The 17,170-nt window shown below is 66.6% G+C and carries 16 protein-coding genes; 5 read left to right on the forward strand and 11 right to left on the reverse strand.

The window, feature by feature from the left end; all coding sequences use genetic code 11:
• Positions 1-25: 25 nt before the first annotated feature.
• Positions 26-1,651, reverse strand: coding sequence for a long-chain-fatty-acid--CoA ligase (locus ACZ5CM_RS04740; protein ID WP_464641565.1), 1,626 nt, complete (start codon positions 1,649-1,651; stop codon positions 26-28).
• 77 nt (positions 1,652-1,728) lie between these two features.
• Here ACZ5CM_RS04740 and ACZ5CM_RS04745 point away from each other — a divergent pair, with 77 nt between their 5' ends.
• Both ACZ5CM_RS04745 and ACZ5CM_RS04750 read left to right on the forward strand, forming a co-directional pair.
• Entirely contained in the window at positions 1,729-2,637 is a 909-nt protein-coding gene (locus tag ACZ5CM_RS04745; protein ID WP_464641566.1) for a DMT family transporter, read from the forward strand.
• Positions 2,638-2,652: 15 nt separating this feature from the next.
• Entirely contained in the window at positions 2,653-3,303 is a 651-nt protein-coding gene (locus ACZ5CM_RS04750) for a sulfotransferase family protein (protein WP_464641567.1), read from the forward strand.
• A gap of 105 nt (positions 3,304-3,408) precedes the next feature.
• On the opposite strand, the gene ACZ5CM_RS04755 is transcribed toward ACZ5CM_RS04750, so the two are convergent.
• From ACZ5CM_RS04755 to ACZ5CM_RS04795, 9 genes are all read right to left on the reverse strand, one after another.
• Complete coding sequence (locus tag ACZ5CM_RS04755; RefSeq protein ID WP_464641568.1) at positions 3,409-5,610, reverse strand: 3-hydroxyacyl-CoA dehydrogenase NAD-binding domain-containing protein; 2,202 nt, start codon at positions 5,608-5,610, stop codon at positions 3,409-3,411.
• The gene (locus ACZ5CM_RS04760) at positions 5,603-6,094 is read right to left on the reverse strand and encodes a cupin domain-containing protein (protein WP_464641569.1); all 492 of its coding nucleotides are present in this window, start codon (positions 6,092-6,094) and stop codon (positions 5,603-5,605) included. The genes ACZ5CM_RS04755 and ACZ5CM_RS04760 overlap by 8 nt, the downstream gene beginning before the upstream one ends.
• Positions 6,094-7,305, reverse strand: coding sequence for an acetyl-CoA C-acetyltransferase (locus tag ACZ5CM_RS04765; protein WP_464641570.1), 1,212 nt, complete (start codon positions 7,303-7,305; stop codon positions 6,094-6,096). Before ACZ5CM_RS04765 ends, ACZ5CM_RS04760 begins: the two co-directional genes overlap by 1 nt.
• A gap of 10 nt (positions 7,306-7,315) precedes the next feature.
• The gene (locus tag ACZ5CM_RS04770; protein WP_464641571.1) at positions 7,316-7,954 is read right to left on the reverse strand and encodes a glutathione S-transferase family protein; all 639 of its coding nucleotides are present in this window, start codon (positions 7,952-7,954) and stop codon (positions 7,316-7,318) included.
• A 168-nt stretch (positions 7,955-8,122) separates the two neighbouring features.
• Positions 8,123-9,280: an acyl-CoA dehydrogenase family protein gene (locus ACZ5CM_RS04775; protein WP_464641572.1), complete on the reverse strand. Its 1,158-nt coding sequence runs from the start codon at positions 9,278-9,280 to the stop codon at positions 8,123-8,125.
• A gap of 20 nt (positions 9,281-9,300) precedes the next feature.
• Positions 9,301-9,513 (reverse strand): hypothetical protein, encoded by a 213-nt coding sequence (locus tag ACZ5CM_RS04780; RefSeq protein ID WP_464641573.1) that lies wholly within the window; start codon positions 9,511-9,513, stop codon positions 9,301-9,303.
• A 48-nt stretch (positions 9,514-9,561) separates the two neighbouring features.
• Complete coding sequence (locus ACZ5CM_RS04785; protein ID WP_464641574.1) at positions 9,562-11,343, reverse strand: acyl-CoA dehydrogenase C-terminal domain-containing protein; 1,782 nt, start codon at positions 11,341-11,343, stop codon at positions 9,562-9,564.
• Between the two features lie 51 nt (positions 11,344-11,394).
• The gene (locus tag ACZ5CM_RS04790; RefSeq protein WP_464642499.1) at positions 11,395-11,796 is read right to left on the reverse strand and encodes a MerR family transcriptional regulator; all 402 of its coding nucleotides are present in this window, start codon (positions 11,794-11,796) and stop codon (positions 11,395-11,397) included.
• A gap of 239 nt (positions 11,797-12,035) precedes the next feature.
• Positions 12,036-12,404, reverse strand: a complete 369-nt coding sequence (locus ACZ5CM_RS04795; protein ID WP_464641575.1) for a MerR family transcriptional regulator — start codon at positions 12,402-12,404, stop codon at positions 12,036-12,038.
• Positions 12,405-12,534: 130 nt separating this feature from the next.
• Here ACZ5CM_RS04795 and ACZ5CM_RS04800 point away from each other — a divergent pair, with 130 nt between their 5' ends.
• From ACZ5CM_RS04800 to ACZ5CM_RS04810, 3 genes are read left to right on the forward strand one after another with little or no spacing between them, the layout of a single operon-like run.
• On the forward strand, positions 12,535-12,957 hold the full coding sequence (locus tag ACZ5CM_RS04800) for a PaaI family thioesterase (RefSeq protein WP_464641576.1): 423 nt from the start codon (positions 12,535-12,537) through the stop codon (positions 12,955-12,957).
• Positions 12,954-13,475 (forward strand): PaaI family thioesterase, encoded by a 522-nt coding sequence (locus tag ACZ5CM_RS04805; RefSeq protein ID WP_464641577.1) that lies wholly within the window; start codon positions 12,954-12,956, stop codon positions 13,473-13,475. The genes ACZ5CM_RS04800 and ACZ5CM_RS04805 overlap by 4 nt, the downstream gene beginning before the upstream one ends.
• Complete coding sequence (locus ACZ5CM_RS04810) at positions 13,468-14,838, forward strand: MATE family efflux transporter (RefSeq protein WP_464641578.1); 1,371 nt, start codon at positions 13,468-13,470, stop codon at positions 14,836-14,838. Before ACZ5CM_RS04805 ends, ACZ5CM_RS04810 begins: the two co-directional genes overlap by 8 nt.
• Positions 14,839-14,874: 36 nt before the next feature.
• On the opposite strand, the gene ACZ5CM_RS04815 is transcribed toward ACZ5CM_RS04810, so the two are convergent.
• Positions 14,875-17,025: a malate synthase G gene (locus ACZ5CM_RS04815; protein WP_464641579.1), complete on the reverse strand. Its 2,151-nt coding sequence runs from the start codon at positions 17,023-17,025 to the stop codon at positions 14,875-14,877.
• Positions 17,026-17,170: the final 145 nt, after the last annotated feature.

The following is a 17,170-nucleotide window of genomic DNA, read 5'->3' on the forward strand; positions in this document are numbered from 1 at the left end:
CAAGAATGCCGGAAATGACCCTGCGTTACAGGGCCTTGGCGATCTCGCGCAACTGGAACTTCTGGATCTTGCCGGTCGAGGTCTTGGGCAATTCCCGGAACACGATCCTTTTGGGCGCCTTGAACCCGGCCAGGGTCTTGCGCGAGAAGGCGATCAGCTCGGCCTCGTCCACCTCGGCGCCTTCCTTCAACTCGACGAAGGCGCAGGGCACCTCGCCCCATTTCTCGTCCGGTTTGGCCACCACCGCGCACAGCAGCACGGCGGGGTGCTTCATCAGCACGCCCTCGACCTCGACCGAGCTGATGTTCTCGCCCCCCGAGATGATGACGTCCTTGGCTCGGTCGGTGATCTTGATGTAGCCGTCCTCGTGCATGAAGGCCACGTCGCCGGAATGGAAATAGCCGCCCGCGAAGGCCTCGGCGGTGGCTTCGGGGTTCTTCAGGTAGCCCTTCATCACCGCGTTGCCGCGAATCATGATCTCGCCGGTGGTCTTGCCGTCCCAGGGCACCTCATTCATGTTTTCGTCCATGACCGTGATGTGCTCCATCATCGGCATCAGGATGCCGGTGCGGGCCTTGATGGCATAACGTTCATCGTCGGGCAGCGCGTCCCATTCCTCGCGCCAGAGGCATTCGGTGACATGGCCGAAGGTCTCGGTCAGGCCGTAGACCTGGGTGACGTTGAAGCCCAGCGGCTCCAGCGCCTGCAGCGTGGCGGCGGCGGGCGGGGCGCCGGCGGTGAACACCTCGACCACGTGATCGAAGGGGCGGCGTTCCTCGTCGCGGGCGTTGACGATCATGTTGAGCACGATCGGCGCGCCGCCGAAATGGGTCACGCCCTCGTCGGCGATGGCGTCATAGATGTTCTTCGCGGTGATGTCGCGGCAGCACACCAGCGTGCCGCCGAGCAGAGGCATCATCCAGGTGTGGTTCCAGCCGTTGCAGTGAAACAGCGGCACGATGGTCAGATAGACCGGCCTGAGCGTCAGCCGCCAGGACACCACCGTGCCGAAGCACAGAAGATAGGCGCCGCGGTGGTGATAGACCACGCCCTTGGGCCGCCCGGTGGTGCCCGAGGTGTAGTTCAGCGCGAGACTCTCCCATTCGTCCTGCGGCATGATCCAGTCGAAACCGGGGTCGGCGTCGGCAAGGATGTCCTCGTAGCAGGGATACTTGCCGCTGGCGGGAAAACCGGCGGCCGGGTCCGGCACCTCGATGATGCGCGGGCCTTCGCCCTCCATGTCGGCGATGGCGGTCTCGGCCAGCTCCAGGAACTGGGTGTCGACCAGCACCACCTTCGCCCCGCCATGGGTGAAGATGTAGGACACCGTGTCGCGGTCGAGGCGGATGTTGATGGTGTTGAGCACCGCTCCGCAGGCGGGCACGCCGAAATGGGCTTCGGCCTGGGCAGGCACGTTGGGCAGGATGGTGGCCACCACCTCGCCCGGTTTCACGCCCATCCCGGCCAGGGCCGAGGCCAGCCGGGTGCAGCGTTCGTGATATTCCGCGTAACTCTTGCGGTGGTCGCCATAGACGACCGCCGGATCCTTCGGGAAAACGCAGGCGGCCCGTTTCAGGAACGACAGTGGCGTCAGCGGCACATGATTTGCCGCGCATTTCTCAAGCCCGGTTTCGTCGGCCATCCAGCCCATTGATTTCCTCCCCTGAATCATCGTGCATGTCGCGACGGAAGCAGATATTGCGCCGATGATGCAGCAATGGGAAGGGCATGAATTCCGGGACCGACAGAACAACGCTGAAGGCGGCCGTCCTCATGGTCTGCGCCATGGCGATCATCGGCGTCATCGACAACCTGATTCCGCGCATCGCGGAGCAGATCGGCCTGTGGCAGTTCCATTTCACCAGGGCAGTTCTGGCACTGCCCCTGGTGGCGGCGCTGTCGTTGACGGGGCTGGGCGGGTTGCGGCCGCGAAGGTGGTGGGCGGTGGCCGCGCGCAGCCTGTTCGTCGCACTGTCGATGATGTTCTATTTCAGCGCGCTGGCGATCATGCCCATCGCGCAGGCGCTGGCAGGGCTGTTCACCTCGCCCATCTTCATCCTTCTGATCACCACCCTGTTCATGCGCCAACCGGTCGGGCCGTGGCGGATCATGGCGGTGGGGATCGGCTTTGCCGGCATCCTGTTCGTCCTGCAGCCGGACCCGGCAGATTTCGACCTTGCGGTGCTGATCCCGGTGGCGGCGGGGTTCTTCTATGCGCTGGGGGCGATATCCACACGCACGCTTTGTGCGGGCGAAAGCGCCCTGGCCCTGCTGATGGGCATGTGGCTGGCACTCGGCGCCTTCGGGGCGCTGGGCGTGGTGGCGCTTGAGCTATTCCCCGTCGCGTCGCCTCCAGGCGCAGAGGGCTTCGTCACCCGCGGCTGGGTATGGCCCATGTGGCAGGCCGCACCTTGGGTGGTGGTACAGGTTCTGGGTGCGGTTTCGGCAGTATTCCTCATCATCCGGGCCTACCAGATGGGAGAGCCCTCGCATGTGGGCGTCTTCGAATACTCGGTCATGCTGTTCGGCCCCGTCTTTGCCTGGGCGGCCTTCGGTCAGCCGGTGACGGCCTGGCAGATGGTGGGGATCGTGCTGATCGCCGGAGCGGGGGCCATCATTGCCATCCGCGCGCGATAGGCTAGCCTGCGGCGCATGATCCTTTCGCCCGGCCGCCGCTACGTCTTCATCCACGCCCCCAAGACCGGCGGCACGGCGCTGGCGCTGGCGCTGGAGGCGCGGGCGATGAAGGACGACATCATGGCCGGCGACACCCCCAAGGCGCGCCGGCGCCGCCGCCGGCTGCGGGGCGCGCCGGCGCAGGGGCGGCTGTGGAAGCATTCGACGCTGGCCGATATCGAGGGGCTGGTGCCGGATGCGGTGCTGGACCGCCTGTTCGCCTTCACCCTGGTGCGCAACCCCTGGGACCGGGCGGTGAGCTACTACCACTGGGCGCGGGATCAGGGCTTCGACCACCCGGCGGTGGCACTGGCCCGCGAGCTGGACTTCGCCGCCTTCATCGCCCATCCCCTGATCCGGGGCGCCTTCCGTCGCTGGCCGGCATCGGCCTGGATGCGCCGCTCGGACGGGCGCGAGCAATGCGCGGCCTTCATCCGGCTGGAGCATTTCGCCGAGGACGCCGCGCCGCTGTTCGCGCATCTGGGATTTCGCTTCGATCTGCCGCGGGTCAATCCGTCGCGGCGCCGGCGCGACTGGCGCGGCTATTTCGATGCAGCCACGGCGCAGATGGTTGCCGAGGACTGCGCCGAGGACATCGCCCGCTTCGGCTATCGCTTCGAGGGCTGAGGGCAGGGGGCGGATTCGGCGCGAGGCAAAGGGACGAAAAAGGGCGCGCCGGCGGGGCGCGCCCTTTCACCCGGAGCATATTGCGTCCGCTCTGCCCGGGGCCGCTCAGGCGGCCTTGTTTTCCGGGGCGAAGCGGTCGTAGAAGCTTTCGTCCTTTTCGGCCATCTCGCGCAGCAGCACGGGGCAGGCGAAGCGCGCGCCGTATTTTTCGGCCAGCTGGTCGCAGCGCTGCGCCGCCCAGGCCGCGCCCTTGATGTCGAGCCACGAGAACGGCCCGCCCGACCACGGCGCAAAGCCCCAGCCGAGAATGGCGCCCACATCGCCCTCGCGGATGTCCTCCAGCACGCCCTCTTCCAGGGCCCGCACGGCCTCCAGCACCTGGGCGAACATCAGCCGGTCCTGGACCTCGGACAGCGCGGGCTGGGGATCGGCGAGGGGGTATTTCTCGGCCATGCCCTTCCAGTAGCCCTGCCGCTTGCCCTTTTCGTCATAGTCGAAGAACCCGGCTTTCGCCTTGCGGCCCAGCCGGCCCTGCTCTTCCATCCAGAACACCAGCTCGTCGGCCGGGCTTTCGGGATAGGCCGCGCCCATCGCCGCCTTCGTGGCACGCGCAATGCGGGCGGCAAGGTCGATCGAGGTCTCGTCCACCAGCTGCAGCGGCCCGACGGGGAAGCCCAGCTGCTCGGCCGCGTGGTCGATCAGCGGCAGCGCCACCCCTTCGGTCACGAGGCGCATGCCCTCGTTGAGATAGGGGATGATGCAGCGGTTGGCGTAGAAGAACCGCGCATCGTTGACCACGATCGGGGTCTTGCGGATCTGGCGCACATAGTCCAGCGCCTTGGCCACCGCCCGCTCGCCGGTCTTTTGGCCCTTGATGATCTCGACCAGCAGCATCTTTTCCACCGGGCTGAAGAAGTGGATGCCGATGAACTGGTCGGGGCGCTGGCTGGCCTCGGCAAGCTCGGTGATCGGCAGGGTCGAGGTGTTGGTGGCGAAGATGCAGTCCTCGGGGATGATCCTTTCCACCTTCTGCGTCATCTCGGCCTTGACCTTGGGGTCTTCGAACACCGCCTCGATGATCAGGTCGCACCCTTCCAGCTTCTCAAGATCCGGGGTCGGCGTGATGAGGGAGAGCACCTTCTCCTTCTTCTCGGGGGTGGCCTTGCCGCGCTTGATCCCCTTGTCCATGTAGGTTTCCGAATAGGCCTTGCCGCGGTCGGCGCTTTCCTGGTCGCGGTCGATCAGCACCACCTCGATGCCGGCCAGCGCGCTGACCAGGGCGATGCCCGCCCCCATCATGCCGGCGCCCAGAACGCCCAGCTTGCTGACCCGCTGATCGGGGATGCCGGCCGGGCGCACGGCGCCCTTCTCAAGCGCTTCCTTGTTGAGGAAGAGCGAGCGGATCATCGCCCCCGAGGAGGGATTGAGCATGATGCTGGTGAACCAGCGCGCCTCGATCCGGAGCGCGGTGTCGAAATCGACCAGCGCCCCCTCGTAGACCGCGCTGAGCAGCGCCTTCGGCGCCGGATAGGCACCCCTGGTCTTGCCGTTGACCATGGCGTTGGCGCCCACGAAGGTCATGAAGCCCGCCGGGTGATAGGGGGCGCCGCCGGGCATCTTGTAGCCCTTGGCATCCCACGGCTTGACCAGATCGGCATCCTTCGCGTTCAGCACCCATTCGCGGGCGGCGGCCACCGGGTCGGCCACCACCTCGTCGATCAGCCCGGCGGCCTTCGCCTTGTCGGGGCTGACCATCTTGCCCTCCAGCAGGAAGGGCGCGGCGGCCATGGCGCCCAGCTTGCGCACCAGCCGCGTGGTGCCGCCGGCGCCGGGGAAGATGCCGACCATGATTTCGGGCAGGCCGATGCGGGCCTTGGGGTTGTCGGCGGCAAAGATGCGGTGGCAGGCCAGCGGCAGCTCCAGCCCAATGCCGGCGGCGGTGCCGGGCAGGGCGGCGGCGATCGGCTTGCCGCCCTTCTTCGTCTTGGGGTCCATGCCGGCCAGCTCGATCTTGCGCAGCAGGCGGTGCATGTCCATCACCCCCTCGAACAGGCCGCGTGCGGGGTCATCGCCGGCGCGCTCGCGCAGGCTGCCCAGCACGTTGAGGTCCATCCCCCCGGCGAAGGAGCCCTCCTTTCCGCTGGTGATGACGATGCCCTTCACCGCATCGTCGGCCAGCGCCGCGTCGACGCAGTTGCCAAGCTCTTCGAGCCCCTGAAAGGTCATGACGTTCATGGACTTGCCGGGAACGTCCCAGGTGATGGTGGCGATGCCCTCGGCATCGGTGGTCAGCGTGAAGTCAGCCATTGTTCTGTTCTCCGATCTGGTCAGCCGTCAGCGGGCTGCCATCCTTGCGGGTAAAGCGGGTGCCATCGGAATCGATGGTCACCATCATGTCGATGTCGCTGTAAAAGGCGGTCTCGGTCGGGGTGCGGGTGCCGATCACCAGAAAGGCCGCCGGCGCCGCGCTGCGGTTGACCAGGTGGTGGCCATTGGCCACGCCCTTCGGGAAGGCGGCGCAGTCGCCGGGGCGCATCTCGTGTTCGCCGTCGTCGTCGATCAGGGTGCAGACCCCTTCCGTGACCATCACGAACTCGTCCTGCTCCATGTGCCAGTGGCGCAGGGACGAGGCCGCGCCGGGGGCGAGGCGAACCAGATTGACGCCGAACTGGGTCAGCCCCCCGGCATCGCCCAGCCTTTGCGAGCTGCGCCCCGAGACCGCCTCGGCCAGCCGCCCGGGATAGGCCGAGCCCGTCCGCCAGGGGATCCGCGAGAGATCGAGCTTCGCCATCACACCCTCTCGATCACCGTGGCCGCACCCATGCCGGATGCGATGCACAGCGTGGCCAGGCCCAGCTCCTTGTCCTGGCGCTCCAGCTCGTCCAGCAGGGTGCCGATGATGATCGCCCCGGTGGCGCCCAGCGGGTGGCCCATGGCGATGGCGCCGCCATTGACGTTGACCCGGTCCATGTCCACGTCGAAGGCCTGACAGAAGCGCAGCACCACCGCGGCGAAGGCCTCGTTGACCTCGAACAGATCGATGTCGCCGATCTGAAGGCCGTTTTCGCGCAGGATCTTCTCTGTCACCGGAACCGGACCGGTCAGCATGATGGTCGGGTCGGTGCCGATCTTGGCGGTGGCGCGGATGCGGGCACGGGGTTTGAGCCCGTATTTCTCGCCGAATTCCCGGTTGCCGACCAGCACGGCAGCGGCCCCGTCCACGATGCCCGAGGAGTTGCCGGCATGGTGGACATGCTCGATCCGCTCCAGATGCGGGTATTTCAGCAGAGCCACGGCGTCGAAGCCGGGCATGACCTCGCCCATCTGCTGGAAGGAGGGCTTGAGCGCCCCGAGGGTCTGCATGTCGGTCTCGGGGCGCATGAATTCGTCGTGATCGAGGATCGGCAGACCGTTCTGATCGCGCACGGTGATGATGGATCTGGCAAAGCGATTTTCATCCCATGCCTTTTTCGCCCGGCGCTGGGACTCCACCGCCAGCGCGTCCACATCATCGCGCGAGAACCCGTATTCGGTGGCGATGATGTCGGCGGAGATGCCCTGCGGGACGAAATACTTTTCCATCGCCAGCGTCGGGTCCACGGCCACCGCCGCCCCGTCCGAGCCCATCGGCACGCGGCCCATCATCTCGACCCCGCCGGCGATATAGGCCTCGCCGGCGCCGCCCCGCACCTGGTTGGCGGCCAGGTTCACCGCCTCCATGCCGGACGCGCAGAAGCGGTTGATCGACAGCCCCGGGATCGACTCGTCCAGATCCGAGGCCAGCACCGCCGAGCGGGCAAGACAGCCGCCCTGCTCGCCGACCTGGGTCACATTGCCCCAGATCACGTCCTCGACCGCATGGCCGTCAAGATCGTTGCGTTCCTTCACCGCGTTGAGCGTCAGCGCGCTCAGCCGCAGCGCGGTCACCTCGTGCAGGCTGCCATCCTTGCGCCCCTTGCCGCGGGGCGTGCGCACGGCGTCATAGATATAGGCTTCGGTCATGATGCTCTCCTCAGATTCGGTCCGACGGGTTGCCGGGCATCAGGTCATAGGGGTGTTTCCAGCCGGGCTGCTCGGAAAGCCGGGTCAGCCAGGCATCGATATTGGGCCATTCGGCACGGTCAAAGCCGAACGGTTCGGGATAGTAGAGGTAGCCGCAGCAGGACAGGTCGGCATTGGTGATGCCGTCGCCGACGATCCAATCGCGGCCCTCCAGATGGTCGTTCAGGATGCGATAGGCCGATTTCAGCCGCCCCTGGTTGAAGCGGATTACCGGTTCGGGGCGCTTCTCTTCGGGCAGGAAGTTCATCAGGAACCGGGTCATGCCGGCCATCGAGCTGAGTTTGTGATTGTCCCACAGCACCCAGCGCAGGACCTCGTAGCGTTCCTCGGTGGTCCGGCCGCCGAATCTGCCGGTCCTGTCGGAGATCCAGGTCTGGATCGCGCCCGACTGGCTGAGCCGGAAATCGCCATCCACGAGCACCGGCGCCTCGCCCAGCTCGTTGATATTGGCGCGATATTCGGGCGTGCGCGTCTCGCCGCCAAAGAAATCGACGAAGATCGGCTCCCAGTCGAGGCCGGCCAGCTCCAGCGCCAGCGCCGCCTTGTAGGAATTGCCGCTTTCTCCGAAGCAGTAGAGTTGAATGGTCATGGCATGCCTCCCTTTGACCGATGTCGCGGCGGGGGTTTCACACCCCCGCACCCCCGTGGAGTATTTCCGGCAAGAGGAAGAGCCGGATCATGTGCCCATCCTTCCTCTTGCTCCAAATACTCCCGCCGGAGGCTCCCGCCCTATCCACGGGCGCTGTCGGCTGCATTTTCAAAGCGACCTCGCAATCAGTTCCTTCATGATTTCATTGGTCCCGCCATAGATGCGCTGGACCCTTGCGTCGGCCCACATTTCGGCGACCGCATATTCCTGCATGTAGCCGTAGCCGCCATGCAGCTGCACGCAGTCGTCGATCACCGCGCACTGGGTGTCGGTGGTCCAGTATTTCGCCATTGCCGCCTTTTCCACGGTGAGCACGCCGCGCAGGTGTTCGATGATGCACTCGTCCAGGAAGGCCCGCGCCACCTTTGTTCTGGTGATGCATTCGGCCAGCTTGAAGCGGGTGTTCTGGAACTGGGTGAGCGGCCCGCCGAAGGCTTCGCGTTCCTTGCAATATGCGACGGTGCGCTCCACCGCGCCTTCCATCGCGCCGACGGCGCCGCAGGCGATGATCAGCCGCTCTTGGGGAAGCTGCTCCATCATCTGATAGAAGCCCCGGCCTTCGACCCCGCCAAGGATGTTTTCGGGGGGGATTTCCACATTGTCGAAGAACAGTTCTGACGTGTCGGCCGCGTGCAGGCCGATCTTTTCCAGGTTCCGCCCGCGGGTGAAGCCCTCGGCGCCTTCGGTTTCGACCACCACCAGCGTGATGCCCTTCGCGCCCTGTGTCGGGTCGGTCTTGGCGGCCACGATGATCAGGTCGGCGTGCTGGCCGTTGGAGATGAAGGTCTTTTGCCCGCTCAGGCGGTAGCCGTTGCCTTCGCGGATCGCGCGGGTCCGTATCGCCTGCACGTCCGAGCCGGTGGAGGGTTCGGTCATGGCCAGCGCCGCCACCATCTCGCCCGTCGCCATTTTCGGCAGCCAGCGCCTTTTCTGCTCCTCGGTGCCGTAGGCCAGGATGTAATGGGCGGCGATGCCCGAATGGATCGGGTTGCCCCAGCTGGCGATATTGGCGCGGGGGGCTTCCATCATGATCACCGCTTCGTGGCCGAAATCACCCCCCGCCCCGCCGTATTCCTCGGGGATCGAAGGGCAGAGAAGGCCCAGCTCCCCCGCCTGGGTCCAGATCTCGCGGTCCATCTGGCCCTGCTTGCGCCAGCGTTCGAAATGCGGCGCCCATTGCTCGGCTATGAACTGGGCAGTCATCTCGGCCAGCATCCGATGCTCGTCGGTCATCCAGCCGGCCTTGCGTGGAAACAGTTGGGACATGGTGCCTCCTCCCCCTGTGCTCAGCGCTTGCGGTCTTCCAGCTCGGAGTTGAACAGCCGCAGCCGGTGGGTCAGGTTTTCACGATCGGTGACGCTGTCGAAATTCTCGAACAGGAAGGACAGGGCCTCGCCCTCGTCCAGCCCGGCCTCGGCGGCAAAGCGTTTCAGCCGGCGATAGCCGTCCTCGGTCATGGCGACGGGAAAGCGGCGGGTCAGGCGGAAACGTTTCGGCATGTCACCTCTCGGGGTTGAAAGCGGGCGGGGAATCCGCCCGCCCGCAGGTCAGAACTGATCGGCATCAAGCGCCATCACCGTGCCGGCGCCGCTCTGGATGCGGGCCAGGTGCAGGGCGGTCGCGGGCAGCCGGCGGGCCATGTAGTAGCGCCCGGTGGCCAGCTTGGCCTCGTGGAAGGCCGGGTCCGGGGTGCCGGCGGCCAGAGCCTCGCGCGCCGCCTTGCCCATCCGTGCCCACATCAGGCCGAGGCAGACATGGCCGAACAGGTGCATGAAGTCATGGGATCCGGCCAGCGCGTTGTCGGGGTTCTTCATGCCCTCGGCCATGAAATACATCCCCGCCGCCTGAAGGTCCTTGGACGCGGCCTTGAGCGGGTCGAGAAAGTCTCGGTCGAAGGCCTCGTCCTGCCCGGCATTCTCCTTGATGAAGGACTTGACCAGATCGAAGAAGGCCATCACGTGCTTGCCGCCGTCCGAGCCCAGCTTGCGCCCCACCAGATCCAGCGCCTGGACGCCGTTGGCGCCCTCGTAGATCATGGCGATGCGGGAATCGCGGGTGAACTGGCTCATCCCGGTTTCCTCGATATAGCCATGCCCGCCAAAGACCTGCTGGGCCTGCACGGTCATGTCGTAGCCCTCGTCGGTGAGAAAGCCCTTGATGACCGGGGTCAGCAGCGAGATCAGCCCGTGCGCGTCCTCGTCGCCCATGCGGATGTGCCGGTCGATCAGGGTCGAGCCCCACAGGATGAAGGCCCGCGCCCCTTCGGTAAAGGCCTTCTGGTTCATCAGCATCCGCCGCACGTCCGGGTGCACGATGATCGGGTCGGCCGGGCCGTCGGGGTTCTTCGGCCCGGTCACCGCGCGGCCCTGAAGGCGCTCCTTCGCATAGGCCAGCGCGTTCTGGTAGGCGACCTCGGCCTGGCTCAGCCCCTGCATGCCGACGCCGATGCGGGCCTCGTTCATCATGGTGAACATGGCCCGCATGCCCTTGTGCTTCTCGCCCAGCAGCCAGCCGGTGGCGCCGTCATAGTTCATCACGCAGGTGGCGTTGCCGTGGATGCCCATCTTCTCTTCCAGCTTGCCGCAGGAGACGCCGTTGCGCGGCCCGAGGCTGCCATCGGCGTTGACCAGGAACTTGGGCACGATGAACAGCGACACGCCCTTGATGCCCTCCGGCCCGCCGGGGATCTTCGCCAGCACCAGGTGGACGATGTTCTCGGCCATGTCGTGCTCGCCCGCCGAGATGAAGATCTTGGTGCCGGTGATGCGGTAGGAGCCGTCCTCCTGCGGTTCGGCCTTGGTGCGCATCAGACCCAGATCGGTGCCGCAGTGCGGTTCGGTCAGGTTCATGGTGCCGGTCCACTCGCAGGAGACCATCTTCGGCACCCAGGTCTTCTTCTGCTCCTCGGTGCCGTGGGCGAGGATGGTCGAGGCGGCGCCGTGGGTCAGCCCCTGATACATGGTGAAGGAATGGTTGGCGGCCGAGAACATCTCGCCCACGGCGGTGGCGATCACGTAGGGCATGTTCTGGCCGCCATATTCCTCGGGCAGGTCGATGCCGGGCCAGCCGCCTTCCTTCATCTTCTCGAAGGCGTCACGGAAGCCTGTCGGCGTGCGCACTACGCCCTCTTCCAGCACGCAACCCTCGGTGTCGCCCACCATGTTGAGCGGCGCCAGCACCTCGGAGCTGATCCGGCCGGCTTCTTCCAGGATGGCGCCGGTGAATTCGGGCTCGAGTTCGTCATAGCCGGGGATGCCGGCCTCGGACACTTTCAGAACGTCATGCAGGACGAATTGCGTGTCCTTGGTGGGGGCGGTGTAGCTGGGCATCTTCCTGATCTCCGTGACGTTTCGTTTTTCGGGCCGCGACGGGCGGCCGTCCTATTCGGCGGCGCGCCTGGGCTGTTCGAGCGAGGCGAGCATCTGTTCGACCAGGCGGATCTGGTCCTGCAGTTCCGCGATGGCGCCGTTCAGCTCGTCGCGCCGGCGTTCAAGCTCGTCCAGACGCTCGCGGGCAACCATGCAGGTGCGTTCGAGTTGGGTCTTCTGCCTGTCGCCCACGTGATACAGATCCAGCAGCTGGCGAATCTCTTCCAGGCTGAAGCCGAAGCGCTTGCCCTTCAGGATCAGTTTCAGCCGGGCGCGGTCGCGCCGGGTGAACAGCCGCTTCTGCCCTTCGCGGATGGGAAACAGAAGTTCCTTGGATTCATAGAACCGCAGCGTGCGCGGGGTCACACCGAACGCATCGCACATTTCGCGGATGGTCATCAGTTCATCGGTCATCATTGCATCTCATCTCACCTGTGCCGGATGGGCGACAGGTGTTTCGCTCAGGCGGGTTTTACAACATCGGCCCCACGTTGACGTAAGTCAGACGTCACGTCACGAAAAAGGTGACGTAAGATCACTTCACGTCAACTTCTCTGTGCGCAACAAACTTGCCCCGGCATCGGCCCCGTGCCGACGGGGCGCCCGGCCGGAAAAGCAGGTGGCGATTCTTCCGTTGCGGGGTGCGCGGCGGCCTATTTCGCGCCCCTTGCCGCAACTTCGCGCAGGGCCTTGAGCTCTTCCAGGGCCTCGTCGATCTGCCGACGCTGGGATTCGAGTTCCTTCATCTGTCGATCCGCCATCTCGACAAAGGCCTTCATCTGCGCCTCGTTGCCCTCGTTTTCGTAGATCAGCAGCCACTGGCGGATTTCTTCAAGCTGGAACCCGAATTTCCGCCCGCGCAGGATCAGCTTCATCCGCGCCCTCTCGCGCGGGCCATAGAAACGCGACCGGCCCTCGCGATCGGGCTGGAGCAGCTCGATATACTCGTAGTATCGCAGCGTGCGCGGGGTCACGTCGAACTCGGCGCACATTTCCTTGAACGAAAGTCGCGTGTCGGACATACCAGCTTCTCCTCGCGGGCAAACTAGGGCGGGACAACCCCGAGCGCAACCGGCGGGCTTGCCCTCGCCCCGCGACCGGGCCCATAAGGAGGGCATCAGGCGAAAACGCGGTTGGGCAGGAGCTGACCCGGTGGTGGACAAGTCAAAACTGGCACGGCAATTCATCGAGGCAATCCCGCATGCGCGGGCGCTGGGCATGGAACTGGTCGAGATCGGAGACGGCACGGCGGTGATTTCCATGCCCTGGGACGAAAAGCTGATCGGCGATCCGAAAACCGGGGTGATCCATGGCGGCGCGGTGTCGGCGCTGATGGATACCTGCTGCGGCGCGGCGGTGATGAGCCACCCCTCGGCGCCGGGGGGAACCGCGACCATCGACCTGCGCATCGACTACATGCGGGCGGCCACGCCGGGCCAGGCAATCCGCACCACGGCCACCTGCTATCACGTCACCCGCAACGTGGCCTTCGTGCGCGCCACCGCCACCGATGACGACACGGACCGCCCGGTCGCCACCGCCGCCGGCGCCTTTACCGTGGAGAAACGCTTTTGACCCGCAAACGCCCCGAGCCCATGCAGGTGGTCAAGCAACGCCGCGACGCGGCGCTGGCGGCGCTGGTGCATGGGGTGCCCTATATCCGGTTTCTCGGCATCGAATTCGACCGCCGCGGCGACGAGCTGACCGCCGTCCTGAACTATTCCGACGACCTGATCGGCAACCCGTTCCTGCCCGCGATCCACGGCGGCGTGACCGCCGCCTTTCTCGAAGTCACGGCCATCATCACGCTCAGCTGGACACATCTGTTCCCGCATATCGAATCGGGCGAGATCGACGCCGAGGCGCTGGCCAGGGGGGATCTGCCGCGCCTGCCCAGGACCATCGATTTCACCGTGGACTACCTGCGCTCGGGCCTGCCGCGCGATGCCTATGCGCGCGCCCGCGTCTCCCGCTCGGGCCGGCGCTATGCCTCGGTCCATGTCGAGGCATGGCAGGATCACCACAACAAGCATTTCGCGCAGGCCACCGGACATTTCCTGATGCCGCCGCCGATCTCCGGGTCCGGTGACTGAAACTTCCGCCGCCATCACCCACCGCCGGGTTCTGAAGATCGCCCTTCCGATCGTGCTGTCGAATGCGACGGTGCCGCTTCTGGGGGCGGTGGATACCGGCGTGGTCGGCCAGATCGGTCAGCCCGCGCCGATCGGGGCGGTGGGGCTGGGGGCAATCATCCTGACCTCGGTTTACTGGATGTTCGGATTCCTGCGCATGGGCACGGTGGGCCTTGCCGGGCAGGCGCTGGGCGCGGGCGACAGGGCCGAGGTGGCGGCGCTGTTGATCCGGGCGCTGATGATCGGCGGCGCGGCGGGGGCGGTTCTGATTGCCATGCAGCTGCCGATCTTTGCCGCCGCCTTCGCCCTGGCTCCGGCCAGCGCCGAGGTGGAATCGCTGGCCCGCGGCTATCTGGGCATCCGCATCTGGTCGGCGCCGGCGGCGATCGCCATCTACGGGATCACCGGCTGGCTGATCGCGCATGAGCGCAGCCGCGCGGTGCTGGCGGTGCAGCTGTGGACGAACGGGCTCAACATCGGGCTGGACCTGCTGTTCGTGCCGGTGCTGGGCTGGGGGGTCGAGGGGGTGGCGCTGGCGACCTTCCTGGCCGAATGGTCGGGGCTGGCGCTGGGCCTGTGGCTGTGCCGCGATGCCCTTCGCGGCCGGGACTGGCGCCGCGCCGCGCTGATCTTCGACCGCGCGCGGCTCAGCCACATGGCGGCGGTCAATACCGACATCCTGATCCGGTCGCTGCTGTTGCAGGCGATGTTCGTGTCGTTCATGTTCTTCGGCGCCGGGTTCGGCGACGTGACGCTGGCGGCCAATCAGGTCCTGATGCAGTTTCTGGCCATCACCGCCTATGGCATGGACGGATTCGCCTTTGCCGCCGAGGCGATGGTGGGCCGGGCGCTGGGCGCGCGCCGGCGGGCCGATCTGCGCCGGGCGGCGGCCATGACCGGGTTGTGGGGGCTGGTGACGGCGGTGCTGCTGGCGGTCCTCTTTGCGGTGGCGGGCGGCGCCATCATCGACCTGATGGCGAAATCCGGGGCGGTCCGCGCCCAGGGGCGGGTCTTTCTGCCGTACATGGTGGCCTCGCCCCTGCTGGGCTGGGCGGCGTGGATGCTGGACGGCATCTTCATCGGCGCCACCGCCACCCGCGACATGCGCAACATGATGATCCTCAGCTTTGCCATCTATGCCGCGGCGCTGGCGGCGCTGGTGCCGGCGCTGGGCAATCACGGGCTGTGGCTGGCGCTGCTGCTGTCCTTCGTCGCCCGCGGTGTCACGCTGGGGCTGCGCTATCCGGCGCTGGAGGCCCGCGCCGCGGACCGGGATACGGGCCGGGAAACGGATCGCGGCGCTGAGGCGGCTGCGGGCCGCTGACGGCACCCGCGCGGGCCGGGGCAGGGGGCAGGGCCGTCACGCCCCGGCTTGTGCCTTTCGTTCCAGCCGCCGGGCGTGCAGGATCGGCTCGGTATAGCCCGAGGGCTGCTCCCGCCCCCTGAACACCAGATCGCAGGCGGCGCGGAAGGCGATGCCGTCGAAGCCGGGGGCCATCGGCCGGTAGGCCGGGTCCGAGGCGTTCTGGCGATCCACGACCCGGGCCATCTTGCGCATTGCTTCCATCACGCGATCCTCGGACACCACCCCGTGATGCAGCCAGTTGGCCATGGCCTGGCTGGAGATGCGGCAGGTGGCGCGGTCCTCCATCAGCCCGACATCGTTGATGTCGGGCACCTTCGAACAGCCCACCCCCTGGTCGATCCAGCGCACCACATAGCCCAGGATTCCCTGGGCGTTGTTCTCGATCTCGCGGGTGATCTCGTCTTCGCTCAGGTTGCGGCCGCCCAGCACCGGGACGGTCAGAAGATCCTGCAGGCTGCCGCGCGGCCCGCCGGCGCGGATTTCGGCCTGCCGGGCCTTCACGTCCACCAGGTGGTAGTGGGTCGCATGCAGCGTCGCGGCAGTGGGCGAGGGCACCCAGGCGCAGTTCGCCCCCGCCTGCGGGTGGGCGATCTTCTGCTCCAGCATCGCCGCCATCATGTCCGGCATCGCCCACATGCCCTTGCCGATCTGCGCCCGCCCCTGAAAGCCGCAGGCCAGCCCGATATCCACGTTGCGGTCCTCGTAGGACAGGATCCAGGGCTGGGTCTTCATCTCGCCCTTGGGCAGCATCGGACCGGCCTCCATGCCGGTGTGGATCTCGTCTCCGGTGCGGTCGAGGAAGCCGGTATTGATGAAGCAGACCCGGGCCTTCGCCGCGCGGATGCATTCCTTGAGATTGACCGAGGTGCGCCGCTCCTCGTCCATGATGCCCAGCTTGACCGTATTGCGCGGCAGGCCGAGGATGTCCTCGACCATGTCGAAGGTCTCCACGGCGAAGGCGACCTCCTCGGGGCCGTGCATCTTGGGCTTGACCACATAGACCGAACCGGCGGCCGAATTGCGCCGCGCCCCGCGCAGGTCGTGCAGGGCGATCAGCGTGGTGCACAGCGCGTCCAGAAGCCCCTCGAACACCTCGTTGCCGTTCGCATCCAGCACCGCGGGGTTGGTCATCAGGTGCCCCACATTGCGCACCAGCATCAGCGACCGCCCCTTGAGCCGCAGCGGCGCGCCGGCAGGTGTGACAAACTCCAGATCCCCGGCCAGCACCCGGTCAAAGCTGCGCCCGCCCTTGTCCACCCGCGCCTTCAGATCCCCCCGCATCAGGCCCAGCCAGTTGCCATAGGCCAGCACCTTGTCCTCGGCATCGACGCAGGCCACCGAATCCTCGCAATCCATGATGGTGGAGACCGCCGATTCGAGGATCACGTCGGCGATGCCGGCCGGGTCGTCGCGCCCCACCGGGTGGTCGCGGTCGATGACCAAGCGGATGTGCAGCCCGTGGCGGGTGAACAGGTATTCCGAGCCGTCTTCCTTCAGCCCGGCGAACTGCGCCGGATTGGTGAGCCGCGCGGCTCCGGTCGCGGTATGCAGCACCAGCCCGGATTCGTCGCGGCCAATCCCGGTGACATCGGCCCAGGACGCCCCGGCAAGCGGCACCGTCTTGTCCAGATGCGCCCTGGCCCGGGCCACCACCCGTGCCCCGCGTGCCGGATCGTAGCCGCCCGGCGGGGGCAGCTCGCCCAGCGCGTCGGTGCCGTAAAGCGCGTCGTAAAGCGAGCCCCAGCGCGCATTCGCCGCGTTCAGCGCAAAGCGCGCATTGGTGATCGGCACCACCAGCTGAGGCCCGGCCACGTGGGCGATCTCGGGGTCGATGCCCTGCGTTTCGATCTCGAAATCCGGCCCCTCCGGCACCAGATAGCCGATCTCGCGCAGGAACGCCTCGTGGGCGACGGGATCTTGCGGCCGGTCGCGGTGGTCGCGGTGCCAAGCGTCGATGCGGGACTGGAGCTCGGCGCGTCTTTGCAGCAGCGCGCGGTTCTTCGGGGTCAGCTCGCGCACCATCCGGGCCAGCCCGGCCCAGAAGGTTTCGGCCGTCACGCCGGTTCCGGGAAGGGCCCGGGTCTCGATGAAATCGGCGAAAACGCCTGCAACCTGCAAGCCGTGCCGCAACGTCCTGTCGGTCATGTGCCTTCGCTCCCCGTCAAATGTGTGCCGCTGCATACCGTTGCGGTTCTGATAGAACGAAACCGGGTGGCAGGCAACTCGGTGGTCAGGAAACATGACCAGAACGACAAGGGACGCATCTGGCGGGATCTGAAGATACGGGGAG

It is taken from the genome of Piezobacter thermophilus, from assembly GCF_055386745.1.

Bases quoted from the DNA above. Each gene is read 5' to 3' on its own strand.
- ACZ5CM_RS04740 (WP_464641565.1), bottom strand. From the start codon at position 1,651: ATGGGCTGGATGGCCGACGAAACCGGGCTTGAGAAATGCGCGGCAAAT.
- ACZ5CM_RS04745 (WP_464641566.1), top strand. From the start codon at position 1,729: ATGAATTCCGGGACCGACAGAACAACGCTGAAGGCGGCCGTCCTCATG.
- ACZ5CM_RS04750 (WP_464641567.1), top strand. From the start codon at position 2,653: ATGATCCTTTCGCCCGGCCGCCGCTACGTCTTCATCCACGCCCCCAAG.
- ACZ5CM_RS04755 (WP_464641568.1), bottom strand. From the start codon at position 5,610: ATGGCTGACTTCACGCTGACCACCGATGCCGAGGGCATCGCCACCATC.
- ACZ5CM_RS04760 (WP_464641569.1), bottom strand. From the start codon at position 6,094: ATGGCGAAGCTCGATCTCTCGCGGATCCCCTGGCGGACGGGCTCGGCC.
- ACZ5CM_RS04765 (WP_464641570.1), bottom strand. From the start codon at position 7,305: ATGACCGAAGCCTATATCTATGACGCCGTGCGCACGCCCCGCGGCAAG.
- ACZ5CM_RS04770 (WP_464641571.1), bottom strand. From the start codon at position 7,954: ATGACCATTCAACTCTACTGCTTCGGAGAAAGCGGCAATTCCTACAAG.
- ACZ5CM_RS04775 (WP_464641572.1), bottom strand. From the start codon at position 9,280: ATGTCCCAACTGTTTCCACGCAAGGCCGGCTGGATGACCGACGAGCAT.
- ACZ5CM_RS04780 (WP_464641573.1), bottom strand. From the start codon at position 9,513: ATGCCGAAACGTTTCCGCCTGACCCGCCGCTTTCCCGTCGCCATGACC.
- ACZ5CM_RS04785 (WP_464641574.1), bottom strand. From the start codon at position 11,343: ATGCCCAGCTACACCGCCCCCACCAAGGACACGCAATTCGTCCTGCAT.
- ACZ5CM_RS04790 (WP_464642499.1), bottom strand. From the start codon at position 11,796: ATGACCGATGAACTGATGACCATCCGCGAAATGTGCGATGCGTTCGGT.
- ACZ5CM_RS04795 (WP_464641575.1), bottom strand. From the start codon at position 12,404: ATGTCCGACACGCGACTTTCGTTCAAGGAAATGTGCGCCGAGTTCGAC.
- ACZ5CM_RS04815 (WP_464641579.1), bottom strand. From the start codon at position 17,025: ATGACCGACAGGACGTTGCGGCACGGCTTGCAGGTTGCAGGCGTTTTC.